The sequence below is a fragment of the Rhizobium sp. PEPV16 genome (assembly GCF_008919455.1).
In the GTDB taxonomy this organism is placed as follows: Bacteria; Pseudomonadota; Alphaproteobacteria; order Rhizobiales; family Rhizobiaceae; genus Rhizobium; species Rhizobium leguminosarum_Q.
The window spans coordinates 1-12,339 of record NZ_VSZV01000198.1 but is presented as its reverse complement, the minus strand read 5'-3'; the positions used below and the strand labels follow the sequence as shown (position 1 = coordinate 12,339).

The window sequence follows — 12,339 nt, the reverse complement described above, 5'->3', positions numbered from 1 at the left end:
CTCAGAACTACTATTGCGGGCGCTGCACTCGGCGCCGTCATGGCGGCCTCGGCTGCCTTCAGCGGTGCGGTTGCCGCCGATGATACGATCAAGGTCGGCATTCTGCACTCGCTTTCCGGCACCATGGCCATCTCCGAGACCACGCTCAAGGACGCCATGCTGATGCTCATCGACGAGCAGAACAAGAAGGGCGGCCTTCTCGGCAAGAAGCTCGAGGCCGTCGTCGTCGACCCGGCTTCCGACTGGCCGCTGTTTGCCGAAAAGGCACGTGAGCTGATCCAGAAGGACAAGGTTGCCGCCGTATTCGGTTGCTGGACGTCCTCGTCGCGCAAGTCCGTTCTGCCGGTTTTCGAAGAGACCAACTCGATCCTCTTCTACCCGGTCCAGTATGAAGGCGAAGAGTCCTCGCGCAACATCTTCTACACCGGTGCTGCTCCGAACCAGCAGGCCATTCCTGCTGTCGACTACCTGATGGAAAAAGAAGGCGTCAAGCGCTTCGTTCTCGAAGGTACGGACTACGTTTATCCGCGCACGACCAACAAGATTCTCGAGGCATACCTGATTTCGAAGGGTATTCCGAAAGAAGACATCATGACCAACTACACGCCGTTCGGCTTCTCCGACTGGCAGACCGAAGTTTCCAAGATCAAGGAATTCGGTTCGGCCGGCAAGAAGACCGCCGTCGTCTCTACGATCAACGGCGATGCCAACGTTCCGTTCTACAAGGAACTGGGTAACAAGGGCATCAAGGCAACCGACATCCCCGTCGTCGCCTTCTCGGTTGGCGAAGAAGAGCTTGCCGGCCTCGACACCAAGCCGCTCGTCGGCCATCTCGCTGCCTGGAACTACTTCGAATCGGTCGAAAGCTCGGCCAACAAGAAGTTCATCAAGGACTGGCACGCTTTCACCAAGAACGACAAGCGCGTGACGAACGACCCGATGGAAGCTGCGTATATCGGCTTCAACGCATGGGTTAAGGCCGTCCAGGCTGCCGGCACGACCGATACCGACAAGGTTCTCGACACCATCATCGGCGTCAGCGTTCCGAACCTCTCCGGCGGTTATGCGACCGTCATGCCGAACCACCACATCACCAAGCCGGTGCTGATCGGTGAAATCCAGGCCGACGGCCAGTTCGAAATCGTCCAGCAGACACCTGCCGTCGTCGGCGACGAATGGTCAGATTTCCTGCCTGACTCCAAGGATCTGATCTCCGATTGGCGCAAGCCGATGTCCTGCGGCAACTTCAACGTCGCAACGGGCAAGTGCGGTGGCAAGGGCTCCTGAGCACGACTCCGATCCGATGATTGCCTGAAGGATTCCGTCCGGGTTTGATCCCGGGCGGAAGCTCCGTCCCAGCGATTGCGCCGCGAGGCCAACACTATCAAGGGCGAGAAAGCCGATGTATCGCGCCATAAAGATTTTCCTCATCACGGTTTGCCTGACATTTTCGGGCCTGACATTTTCGGGCGTGATGATCTCGAGCGAAGTCCAGGCCCAGGACGATATCCACGTGCTTATCGACGCGCTCGGCGTCGGCGATTTCCCGGAACGCGAAGTGGCCATCAAGGCGCTGGTCGCTTCCAAGGATCCGCATGTCAGCCAGATCCTGCAGCAGTTGAGCGACGGCCTTCTCTACGTCAATTCAGATGGCGGCCCGGTTCTCCTCCAGGGCGGTACCGATGACGAACCAACCTATTCCGATCCGATCACCGGCGAAGCCGCTGCCGATGTCGATCCGGACCTGATGACGAAGGTCAAGATCAACAACGCGCTACGCGGCGTCATCGGCGCCGCCACCAGCCAGCTGACGCTGATGAGCCCGGACCGTTCCGCGCGACTTGCCGCGGCGCAGGGCCTCCTGAAAGATGCCGATCCCGCCAACCTCGACCTGCTGAACACGGCGCTTGCGGCCGAAAAAGACGCTGAGATCAAGAATACGATGGAAGCGGCGCGCGCAGTGCTGCTGCTCAAGACGGATGCGAGCGTCGAAGACAAGAAGGCTGCGATCGATACGATCGCGGCGCGCGGCAATCGCGATGCGCTGACCATCCTCACGACCACACTCGAAACCGCGCCCGACGACCTGAAGCCGGCGATCCAGACGGATATCAGCTCCATCAATCGCAGCCTGGCGCTGTGGGATATCGTCCAGAACATCTGGTACGGATTGTCTCTCGGCTCGGTACTGCTGCTTGCCGCGATCGGCCTTGCCATCACCTTCGGCGTCATGGGCGTCATCAACATGGCGCATGGCGAAATGGTGATGATCGGCGCCTACACCACCTATGTGGTGCAGGAATACATTACCTCCGCCTTTCCTGAACTTGGCGATTATTCGCTGGCCTTTGCCGTGCCTGCGGCCTTCGTCTTTACCGGCTTCGTCGGTCTGGTGATCGAGCGCGCCGTCATCCGCTATCTCTACGGCCGGCCGCTCGAAACGCTGCTCGCCACCTGGGGCGTGTCGCTCATCCTGCAGCAGGCGGTGCGCAGCATCTTCGGCCCGACCAACCGCGAGGTCCGCAATCCGACCTGGATGTCCGGCGTCTTCGATCTCGGCGGGCTCTCCATCACCTGGAACCGACTGTGGATCATCGTCTTTTCGATGGTGGCCTTTGTGGCGCTGCTCCTGCTGCTCAAGCGGTCCGCCTTCGGCCTGCAGATGCGTGCCGTTACGCAGAACCGCCGCATGGCGTCGTCGATGGGCATCCGCACCGGCTGGGTCGATGCCTTCACCTTCGCGCTCGGCTCGGGCATTGCCGGCATCGCCGGCGTGGCGCTCAGCCAGATCGACAATGTCTCGCCGAACCTCGGTCAATCCTACATCATCGACAGCTTCATGGTCGTCGTCTTCGGCGGTGTCGGCAATCTCTGGGGCACACTGGTCGGGGCACTCTCGCTCGGCGTCGTCAACAAGTTCCTCGAGCCCTTCGCCGGCGCCGTGCTCGGCAAGATCCTGGTGCTCGTCCTCATCATTCTCTTCATCCAGAAGCGTCCCCGCGGGCTCTTCGCACTCAAAGGAAGGGCGGTGGAAGCATGATAACGGCCTTCCTTCTCCGATCACTCGATCGCAAGATCGTCATTGCCATCGCCCTCCTGCTTCTGGTCGCCGTCCTTGTGCCGGTCCTGAACCTGATGACGGGGCCGAGCAATCCGCTGCACGTGCCGACTTATATCATGTCGCTGTTCGGCAAGTATCTGACCTATGCGCTGCTGGCGCTGGCGCTTGATCTCGTCTGGGGCTTCTGCGGCATCCTCTCCCTCGGCCACGGTGCCTTCTTTGCGCTCGGCGGCTATGCGATGGGCATGTATCTGATGCGCCAGATCGGTACGCGCGGCAGCTATGGAGACCCTGTTCTGCCCGACTTCATGGTGTTCCTGAACTGGAAGGATCTGCCCTGGTTCTGGTACGGCTTCAACCATTTCTGGTTTGCGGCGCTGATGGTGCTTGTCGTGCCCGGCCTGCTCGCCTTCGTCTTCGGCTGGTTTGCCTTCCGCTCACGCGTCAACGGCGTCTATCTCTCGATCATCACCCAGGCAATGACCTATGCGTTGCTGCTGGCCTTCTTCCGCAACGACATGGGCTTTGGCGGCAATAACGGCCTTACCGATTTCAAGGATATTATCGGTTTCAACGTCCAGGCGGACGGCACGCGTGCAGTCCTTTTTGCCGCAACTGCGATCTTCCTGGCGCTGTCGCTGCTGCTCGCCTCGGCGATCGTGCGCTCGAAGTTCGGCAAGGTGCTGGTCGGCGTGCGCGATGCGGAAAGCCGCACGCGTTTCCTCGGTTACCGCGTCGAGCACTTCAAGCTCTTCACCTTCGTCGTCTCGGCGATGATGGCTGGTATTGCCGGTGCGCTCTACGTGCCGCAGGTCGGCATTATCAATCCCGGCGAATTCGCGCCTGCCAATTCGATCGAAGTCGTCATCTGGACGGCGGTCGGCGGGCGGGCGACGCTGATTGGGCCGATCATCGGCGCGATCCTCGTCAACGGCGGCAAGACGATCTTCACCGGCCTCTTCCCTGAGTTCTGGCTGTTTGCGCTCGGCGGCCTCTTCGTTGCCGTCACGCTGTTCCTGCCCAAGGGTGTCGTCGGCACGATCGCCCAATATCTCGGCAAGCGGAAGGTCGTCTCCAAGGCGGCACCACCGGCGGCTGAGGAAGACGGTATCGAGCCGAAAATCCAGGCAGCGGAGTGAGCGCCATGATCCCCGACGTCAAACCCACCAGCGTGCTTTATCTGAACGGCGTCTCGGTTTCCTTCGACGGCTTCAAGGCGCTGAATTCGCTGTCGATCGTCATCGAACCCGGCGAGCTTCGCGCCATCATCGGCCCGAACGGCGCCGGCAAGACGACGATGATGGATATCATCACCGGCAAGACCCGGCCCGACGAGGGCGAGGTGTTCTTCAACGGCACGATCGATCTTACCAAGAAGGACGAGGCCGATATCGCGCAGCTCGGCATCGGCCGCAAGTTCCAGAAGCCGACAGTCTTCGAAAGCCATACGGTGTGGGACAATCTGGAGCTGGCGCTGAACCGCCGTCGCGGCGTGTTCTCGACGCTGTTCTACCGGCTTTCGGGCGAGGACAAGACGCGCATAGAGGAGATCCTCGAAACCGTGCGGCTGACGCATCGCCGCGACGAATTCGCCGCCAATCTCTCGCACGGGCAGAAGCAATGGCTTGAGATCGGCATGCTGCTGGCGCAGGAGCCGAAGCTCCTGCTGGTCGACGAACCGGTGGCCGGGATGACCGATGCGGAGACGGCGGAAACTGCGATCCTGCTGAAGGATATCGCCAAAACCCGGTCTGTCGTCGTCGTCGAACATGACATGGGCTTCATCCGAGACCTCGGCGTCAAGGTGACCTGCCTTGCTGAGGGATCGGTGCTGGCCGAAGGGTCGATCGATTTTGTGAGTTCGGATCCGAAGGTCATCGAGAACTATTTGGGGCGGTGATGATGCGGTCGATGTTTCTGGATTGGTCTGAAAGGGGAGCGACATATTCCCTCTTCTCCCCAACGGGGAGAAGGTGGCCAGAAGGGTCGGATGAGGGGGCCGCACGGCACACCGCTGATAACCTTTCGCCTTCGCTCAAGGTGCTCGTCGCTGTTGCTCCTCGCCCCCCTCATCGCCTCGCTGTGCTCGGCACTTCTCCCCGCCGGGGAGAAGAGGGTGCTCGCATCGCCGGCATGGCAAACAAGGATGTCGCATCATGCTGACAGTCGAAAACGCAAACCTTCACTACGGCGCCGCTCAGGCGCTGCGCGGCATCTCGATCAAAGCGGAGATGGGCAAGATCACCTGCGTGCTGGGGCGTAACGGCGTGGGGAAGAGTTCTCTTCTGCGCGCCGTTACCGGCCAGCATCCGCTGTCGGCCGGTACCGTCACCTTCAACGATACCAAGCTCAACGGCTTGCCGCCCTTTGCCCGCGCCAAGCAGGGCATCGGTTACGTGCCGCAGGGGCGCGAAATCTTCCCGCTACTCACCGTCAAGGAAAATCTCGAAACCGGCTTTGCTCCGCTTGGCCGCCGCGACCGCAACATCCCCGATGACATCTTCAGTCTCTTCCCGGTGCTGAAGTCGATGTTGTCACGTCGCGGCGGCGATCTTTCCGGCGGGCAGCAGCAGCAGCTGGCGATCGGGCGCGCCATGGTGACACGGCCGAGGATTCTCGTGCTCGACGAGCCGACCGAGGGCATTCAGCCATCGATCATCAAGGATATCGGCCGGGCGATCCGCTACCTGCGCGACTCCACAGGCATGGCGATCCTGCTCGTCGAGCAGTATCTCGATTTCTGCCGCGAGCTTGCCGACTATGTCTACATCATGGACCGTGGCGAAATCGTGCATGAAGGGCTTGCCGAGACGCTGGATACGCCGGAGGCCCGCCGCCACCTGACTGTCTGACTGTCTGACTGTCTAACTGGCAGATGCCGCATTTTGCAGCAGAGCGCGCGGCGCCTGGAAAACCGTCCGCCGCCGCCAAGGGTCTGCTCGGGGCGGCATAGGAATTGCTTGCTTTCCGTTATCCGCGCGCTTGAATGAAAACCAGGGGCGCGACCGAAAGGGACGATATGACGATCGCGGCGGCAGGCACGAGACCGCAAAGAGCGGAAGGGCACGGGCATCTGGCGGCAAAGCTGTTCGATGGCCGCACGCGCATCCGCGAACTCTATCAGGAGGGGGCAGCGAAGATCCGCCTGCCCGATACCTTCGATGCCTCCATGGAAGCCGTCATCATCAATACTGCTGGCGGTTTGACAGGCGGCGATCGGATGGATTGGAGCGTTGATGCTGGCGCCGGCACGCGCATCGACGTCACCACTCAAGCTTGCGAGAAGATCTACAAGGCATCGGCCGGCATCGCCGAGGTGGCGACCAGCATCACGGTCGGAGCCCAAGCCCGCGTCGACTGGCTGCCGCAGGAAACGATCCTCTTCGACCGGGCCGCACTTTTCCGCCGGCTGGATGTCGATCTTGACGAGAGCGCCGAATTTCTAGCTGTCGAAGCCGTGCTGCTCGGCCGCAAGGCGATGGGTGAGGCGGTGGTATCAGGGCTCTTCTGCGATCGCTGGCGCATCCGCCGCTCGGGTCAACTGATCCATGCCGAGGAACTCAGACTTTCCGAAGGCGTGGCGGCGCTGGCGGCGCGACAAGCGGTGCTCGGGGGACAGGTGGCCTTTGCGACGCTGCTTTATGCCGGGCCGCTTTCGGAAGCCTATCTCGGCAAGGTCCGGCCGCTCGTCGAAGGATCGATGGGCGGCGCGAGCGCTTGGAATGGCAAACTCGTCGTCCGCCTAGCCGCAGCCGACGGCTTCTCGCTCAGAAAAATCCTGATCCCCGTCATTTCCGCCTTGCGCAATGGTGCGCCTGTGCCGAAAGTCTGGAATCTATGAACGTAAGCATTCGGTCAAGCAGATGGACAAGCGATGAACCTCACTCCGAGAGAAAAAGACAAGCTGTTGATTTCGATGGCGGCGATGGTGGCGCGGCGGCGGTTGGAGCGCGGCGTTAAACTGAACTATCCCGAAGCGATCGCGCTGATCAGCGACTTCGTCGTCGAAGGCGCCCGCGATGGCCGCCCGGTTGCCGAGCTGATGGAAGCCGGCGCCCATGTGATCGGCCGCGACCAGGTGATGGAGGGGATTGCAGAGATGATCCACGACGTGCAGGTGGAGGCAACGTTCCCGGATGGAACCAAGCTCGTCACCGTGCACGAGCCGATCCGGTGAGGAGATAGGGATGCTCGAGCTCAGGCCCAACTGCGAATGCTGCGACAAGGATCTGCCGCCGGATAGCACTCAGGCACGGATCTGCACCTATGAATGCACCTTCTGCGCCGATTGCGTGGACGGCGTGCTGAAGGGTGTCTGCCCGAACTGCGGCGGCAATCTGGTTGCCAGGCCTATCCGGCCGGCGGCGATGCTTGCCAAAAATCCGGCGTCGACGAAGCGTGTGCTGAAAGCCGAGGGCTGCGCGCCCAAGGCGGCTTAAGGAGGACGAGATGATTCCAGGCGAAATCATTGCCGCAAGCGGCGACATCGAACTGAATGCCGGCGCGCCGACGGTGACGCTGGAGGTTTCCAATACGGGCGACCGGCCGGTGCAGGTCGGCAGCCACTATCATTTCGCCGAGACCAATGGGGGACTTTCCTTCGATCGTGCGGCAGCGCACGGCAGGCGGCTCGATATCCCGGCGGGGACGGCGGTGCGCTTCGAACCAGGGCAGACGCGCTCGGTGACGCTGATCCCGCTTTCCGGCAAGCGCGAGGTTTACGGCTTCCGCCAGCTGGTGATGGGCAAGCTTTGAGAACAATAGGCTGGAGGAGTGCATGCGCTTGAATATCTGCCTCGTCGGGGCGGCGATGCTGCTGACGGCAGGTGCTGCCTCAGCTGAGGATATCGATTGCAACAATCCCAAGACGCAATCGGACATGACGTCTTGCGAAGCGGGGCGCCATGAGGCCGCCGACAAGGCGTTGAATGCGCAATACAAGAAGACCCGCGCCGTCCTGGCGTCGATCGACAAGGACCTGGATGGCGACAGGAAGGGCGCAGAGCAGGCGCTGGTCAAGGCGCAGCGCGCCTGGATCGATTATCGCGACGCCGAATGCGACGCCTTCGGCTTTCAGGCCCGCGGCGGCACGATGGAGCCGATGCTGGTCGCCGGGTGTCTCGCCAACATTACGGACAAACGCACGAAAGAGCTGAAAGAGCTCGAAGATACGATGAGCAACTAGGGTGATCAGGAAAATCATGATCGTCGGCAATGGCGACATTGAGGAGGGCGGGGCTGGTGTCATCGATGCCGCCGATTTCGTCATCCGTTTCAATGATTGCCGCTCCTATGGGGCCGGCGGCAGCCGCACGGATGCCGTTGCAGTCTGCAATACCGGCAGGCCGGCAAAGGCGATGCTCGGTTCGCGTGAGTGGCGCGCCCATCCGGGCGTGGTGTCAGCTGGCGAGATCTGGAGCGTGCGCGACCCGGAAAAATTCGCCGCGATGCGTGCGCCGCTTGCCGTCTCGCATCCGGAACTCGGCGATTTCTGTGACGACTATACGGATGAGTTCAGTGTCTTCTGCGCCGATACCGGCAAGAAGCACGTCGTCATCGGCAAGGCGGTTCACGAGTCCGTGGATGCCACGCTTTCGGCGTTTTCTCCGTCGCGCTATGTCGTGCCGAGCAGCGGTATGATCGTCATTGCCGAGGTGCTGAATACATATGCCGAGGCCGAGGTGACGCTTGCCGGCTTCGGCCACGTCGGCTGGGAATGGCACCCGTTTGCGGCCGAACGACAGCTTGTCGATAGCCATATTGCCGCTGGCCGCCTCGCGCGGCTCGGCGGAGAAACACTCGTCTCTTCCTCCCAAGGAGCCTGATAGATGCCCTACAAGATCTCGCGCGCCGCCTATGCCGGCATGTTCGGACCGACCACCGGCGACAAGGTACGCCTTGCCGATACGGAGCTTTTCATCGAGATCGAGAAGGATTTCACCACCTATGGCGAGGAGGTGAAGTTCGGCGGCGGCAAGGTGATCCGCGACGGCATGGGCCAAAGCCAGGTGACGCGGGCCGATGGCGCGGTCGATACAGTCATCACCAATGCGGTGATCGTCGATCATTCGGGCATCTACAAAGCCGATATCGGCCTCAGGGATGGACGCATCGTCGCGATCGGCAAGGCGGGTAATCCCGACATGCAACCGGGCATCAATATCATCGTCGGCCCGGGCACGGAGGCGATCGCCGCCGAAGGCAAGATCGTCACCGCTGGCGGCATGGACAGCCATATCCATTTCATCGCGCCGCAGCAGATCGAAGAAGCGCTGATGAGCGGCATGACTTGCATGCTCGGCGGCGGCACCGGTCCTGCACACGGCACGCTCGCCACCACCTGCACGCCCGGTCCCTGGCATCTCGCGCGCATGATCGAAGCGGCCGACGCCTTTCCGATGAACCTCGCCTTTGCCGGCAAGGGCAATGCCTCGCTGCCGGGGGCGCTGACCGAAATGGTGCTGGCCGGCGCCACCTCGCTGAAGCTGCACGAGGATTGGGGCACGACACCAGGCGCCATCGACTGCTGCCTGTCGGTTGCCGACGAATACGACGTGCAGGTGATGATCCACACCGATACGCTGAACGAAAGCGGCTTCGTCGAGGATACGATCGGCGCCATCAAGGGCCGCACCATCCATGCCTTCCACACGGAAGGGGCGGGCGGCGGGCATGCGCCCGACATCATCAAGATCTGCGGCCAGCCGAATGTCATTCCGTCGTCGACCAATCCGACGCGTCCCTATACGGTCAATACCATTGCCGAGCATCTCGACATGCTGATGGTCTGCCATCATCTGTCGCCGTCGATCCCCGAAGATATCGCTTTTGCCGAAAGCCGGATCCGCAAGGAAACGATCGCCGCCGAAGACATCCTGCACGACATCGGCGCCTTCTCGATCATCTCGTCCGACAGCCAGGCCATGGGCCGCGTCGGCGAGGTGGCGATCCGCACCTGGCAGACGGCCGATAAGATGAAGCGCCAGCGCGGCCGGATGAAGGAGGAAAAGGGCGACAACGACAATTTCCGCGTCCGCCGCTATATCGCCAAATATACAATCAACCCGGCGATCGCCCATGGTCTCAGCCGTGAAATCGGCTCGGTCGAGGTCGGCAAGCGCGCCGACCTCGTGCTGTGGAATCCTGCCTTCTTCGGCGTGAAGCCCGATATGGTGCTGCTCGGGGGCTCGATCGCGGCCGCGCCGATGGGCGATCCGAACGCCTCGATCCCGACGCCGCAACCGGTGCACTACCGGCCGATGTTTGCCTCCTATGGCAAGAGCCTCACCAATTCCTCCGTCACCTTCGTCAGCCAGGCCTCGCTCGATGCCGGCCTGAAGGGCCGGCTCGGCGTCGCCAAGGAACTGGTCGCGGTGAAGAATACGCGCGGCGGCATCTCCAAGGCATCGATGATCCACAACGACCTGACACCCGAGATCGAGGTCGATCCCGAGACCTACGAGGTCAGGGCGAACGGTGAGCTGCTGACTTGCGAGCCGGCGACGGTGCTGCCGATGGCGCAGCGCTATTTCCTGTTCTAGGCCCACGTCCGATGCGTGATGGACGGCTGCGATGAGGACAGGTATCCGCTGGTTGTTGCGGATCGTATTCCTGCTCGTGCTTTCGGCGGTCTGCGGGACCCTTATTCCCAGGCCGCTGATTGCGTCGGTCAAGGCGTCATCTGCTGCAGTGACGCATCGGATTCTGCTGCTGTCAGGCCCGATCCATACCGATATTGCCATTCCGCTCGACGCGGAAACGCGGGCTGCCTTTTCATTCCTCGACAATACCGATTTTCCGCTCGGCCATCCGAGCGCGGAGTGGCTCATTATCGGCTGGGGCGGTCGTGCCTTCTATCTGGAAACTCCGACATGGGCGGAGCTGAAGCCGCTGCCGGTGTTGCGCGCGCTGACGATCGACCGTTCCGTGCTGCATGTGGACCTTGCCGGCCCAATCACCGAGCCGCAGCCCACCGTTACGGCATTCAATGTCAGTGAGGATCAATTGGCGCAGCTGCGCGATTTTATCTCCGAGAGCTTCGTCCGTGACGGGGGCGCGGTGGTGCCGATTCCGGGTGCGGGTTACGGCGAGATCGACCGGTTCTTCGAGGCCAGGGGATACTTCAACGCCCTCTTCGGCTGCAACACCTGGACTGCCGCTGCCCTGCGCTCGGCTGGGCTTCGAACCGGCATATGGAACCCGCTTCCACAAGCATTGCGATTGTCTGTTTCTGTCTACAATTGAAGCAGCCGTCGGGCCGGTCCGCTCTTAAAGTGAATTGTGAATAGCGCTCTCCATCTGGTTGTAAAAATCGGTGGAAAAACCGGTATTTTCTTCAGCTAAGCCATTCTGGAACAGCCGCATCTGGAAGCTCAATAAATCCCTTCTATATCAATTGTTTATCTGTCTCTCCGCACTGTTCGATTCAGGGATTGGAAAGCTGCATCCCCTGCTAGAAAAATTCTGCCCACCGAAACGTCCAAAACCGTTCGAATTTTAACGAGTCAATTAAGACACCCGCAGCAATTGGGCTCTTATCAATGCCTGGAAACGCCGAGCAGGAAGGTTGATTCTCATGAGAAACTGGATTTCGCTGCAGGCCGATTTTGGCGATCTTCAATACCGTAAGAACGTCTACGTCTTCGCCCTGAAGATGGCTTTTCTTTCGGTTATTCTCTCAGGAGTCATCATCGCATTGACGATGCCATCGCTCGATCTTCTCGGGCTTCTACCGGTGACGCTCGCCCATGCAATCGGCTTCAGCGCGATCTTTTCCTGGCTGATCGGCGGTACCGTTTCCGGCATGCTGTCGCTGTTTGCCGGCTTTGCCATGCGCGACCTCGCGCTCTCGCGGGCGGAGTTCGAAAAGCTCAGCCTCACGGATACGCTTTCCGGGCTGCTCAACCGGCGCGCTTTTACCGAGGCGCTTGAGAATGCCGATGGCAACGCGTCCCTAGTGATTTTCGACGTCGACCGTTTCAAGGCGATCAATGATCGCTTCGGCCACGGTTGCGGCGATGCCGTCATCATCGCCGTTTCGTCCATGCTCACATCCGCCTTCGATGAGATGTCCGTCGTCGCACGGCTGGGTGGGGAGGAGTTTGGTGTGATCCTATCCGGCGAGCCGCTGGAGGCACGGATGGAGCGTATTGAAGGTGTCCGGGCCCGGATCGCCGGCGGCGCCATCAAGGCCGAGGGGCACGATATCCGCATCACCGTTTCCGGCGGCATTGCCGATCTCGTCGCCGGGCGCAACAAGCAGGCGGTTTATGCCTCCG

At 61.2% G+C, this 12,339-nt stretch carries 14 protein-coding genes; all 14 read left to right on the top strand.

What is annotated here, in order from left to right; genetic code table 11:
• Positions 1–1,287: urea ABC transporter substrate-binding protein (gene urtA / locus FY112_RS05520; protein WP_246700611.1), on the top strand; the 1,287-nt coding region annotated here is incomplete at its 5' end.
• A gap of 115 nt (positions 1,288–1,402) precedes the next feature.
• Positions 1,403–3,040: an urea ABC transporter permease subunit UrtB gene (urtB, locus tag FY112_RS05515; RefSeq protein WP_151517912.1), complete on the top strand. Its 1,638-nt coding sequence runs from the start codon at positions 1,403–1,405 to the stop codon at positions 3,038–3,040.
• Complete coding sequence (gene urtC / locus FY112_RS05510) at positions 3,037–4,200, top strand: urea ABC transporter permease subunit UrtC (protein ID WP_094087560.1); 1,164 nt, start codon at positions 3,037–3,039, stop codon at positions 4,198–4,200. The genes urtB and urtC overlap by 4 nt, the downstream gene beginning before the upstream one ends.
• Before the next feature lie 5 nt (positions 4,201–4,205).
• The gene (gene urtD / locus FY112_RS05505) at positions 4,206–4,961 is read left to right on the top strand and encodes an urea ABC transporter ATP-binding protein UrtD (protein ID WP_020486145.1); all 756 of its coding nucleotides are present in this window, start codon (positions 4,206–4,208) and stop codon (positions 4,959–4,961) included.
• A gap of 256 nt (positions 4,962–5,217) precedes the next feature.
• A complete protein-coding gene (gene urtE / locus FY112_RS05490; RefSeq protein WP_003542323.1) occupies positions 5,218–5,913 on the top strand; it encodes an urea ABC transporter ATP-binding subunit UrtE in 696 nt (231 codons plus the stop codon).
• 167 nt (positions 5,914–6,080) lie between these two features.
• A complete protein-coding gene (locus FY112_RS05485; RefSeq protein ID WP_151517914.1) occupies positions 6,081–6,902 on the top strand; it encodes an urease accessory protein UreD in 822 nt (273 codons plus the stop codon).
• A gap of 33 nt (positions 6,903–6,935) precedes the next feature.
• Entirely contained in the window at positions 6,936–7,238 is a 303-nt protein-coding gene (locus tag FY112_RS05480) for an urease subunit gamma (RefSeq protein ID WP_003561955.1), read from the top strand.
• A gap of 10 nt (positions 7,239–7,248) precedes the next feature.
• Positions 7,249–7,500 (top strand): DUF1272 domain-containing protein, encoded by a 252-nt coding sequence (locus FY112_RS05475; RefSeq protein WP_062942719.1) that lies wholly within the window; start codon positions 7,249–7,251, stop codon positions 7,498–7,500.
• A 10-nt stretch (positions 7,501–7,510) separates the two neighbouring features.
• Entirely contained in the window at positions 7,511–7,816 is a 306-nt protein-coding gene (locus FY112_RS05470) for an urease subunit beta (RefSeq protein WP_094087562.1), read from the top strand.
• Positions 7,817–7,838: 22 nt separating this feature from the next.
• Positions 7,839–8,246, top strand: a complete 408-nt coding sequence (locus FY112_RS05465) for a lysozyme inhibitor LprI family protein (protein ID WP_151517910.1) — start codon at positions 7,839–7,841, stop codon at positions 8,244–8,246.
• Positions 8,247–8,262: 16 nt separating this feature from the next.
• Entirely contained in the window at positions 8,263–8,886 is a 624-nt protein-coding gene (locus FY112_RS05460; protein ID WP_151517913.1) for a Urease operon accessory protein, read from the top strand.
• A 3-nt stretch (positions 8,887–8,889) separates the two neighbouring features.
• Positions 8,890–10,602 carry an urease subunit alpha gene (ureC, locus tag FY112_RS05455; RefSeq protein WP_151517909.1) on the top strand — a complete coding sequence of 571 codons (1,713 nt, stop codon included), beginning with the start codon at positions 8,890–8,892 and terminating at the stop codon, positions 10,600–10,602.
• A gap of 31 nt (positions 10,603–10,633) precedes the next feature.
• Entirely contained in the window at positions 10,634–11,305 is a 672-nt protein-coding gene (locus FY112_RS05450) for a TIGR02117 family protein (RefSeq protein ID WP_151517908.1), read from the top strand.
• 331 nt (positions 11,306–11,636) lie between these two features.
• The coding region (locus tag FY112_RS05445; protein WP_151517907.1) for a GGDEF domain-containing protein at positions 11,637–12,339 on the top strand (703 nt) is incomplete at its 3' end.

What these genes read in the sequence shown, in the direction of transcription:
- urtB (WP_151517912.1), top strand. Translation starts at nt 1,403, where the DNA reads ATGTATCGCGCCATAAAGATTTTCCTCATCACGGTTTGCCTGACATTT.
- urtC (WP_094087560.1), top strand. Translation starts at nt 3,037, where the DNA reads ATGATAACGGCCTTCCTTCTCCGATCACTCGATCGCAAGATCGTCATT.
- urtD (WP_020486145.1), top strand. Translation starts at nt 4,206, where the DNA reads ATGATCCCCGACGTCAAACCCACCAGCGTGCTTTATCTGAACGGCGTC.
- urtE (WP_003542323.1), top strand. Translation starts at nt 5,218, where the DNA reads ATGCTGACAGTCGAAAACGCAAACCTTCACTACGGCGCCGCTCAGGCG.
- FY112_RS05485 (WP_151517914.1), top strand. Translation starts at nt 6,081, where the DNA reads ATGACGATCGCGGCGGCAGGCACGAGACCGCAAAGAGCGGAAGGGCAC.
- FY112_RS05480 (WP_003561955.1), top strand. Translation starts at nt 6,936, where the DNA reads ATGAACCTCACTCCGAGAGAAAAAGACAAGCTGTTGATTTCGATGGCG.
- FY112_RS05475 (WP_062942719.1), top strand. Translation starts at nt 7,249, where the DNA reads ATGCTCGAGCTCAGGCCCAACTGCGAATGCTGCGACAAGGATCTGCCG.
- FY112_RS05470 (WP_094087562.1), top strand. Translation starts at nt 7,511, where the DNA reads ATGATTCCAGGCGAAATCATTGCCGCAAGCGGCGACATCGAACTGAAT.
- FY112_RS05465 (WP_151517910.1), top strand. Translation starts at nt 7,839, where the DNA reads ATGCGCTTGAATATCTGCCTCGTCGGGGCGGCGATGCTGCTGACGGCA.
- FY112_RS05460 (WP_151517913.1), top strand. Translation starts at nt 8,263, where the DNA reads ATGATCGTCGGCAATGGCGACATTGAGGAGGGCGGGGCTGGTGTCATC.
- ureC (WP_151517909.1), top strand. Translation starts at nt 8,890, where the DNA reads ATGCCCTACAAGATCTCGCGCGCCGCCTATGCCGGCATGTTCGGACCG.
- FY112_RS05450 (WP_151517908.1), top strand. Translation starts at nt 10,634, where the DNA reads ATGAGGACAGGTATCCGCTGGTTGTTGCGGATCGTATTCCTGCTCGTG.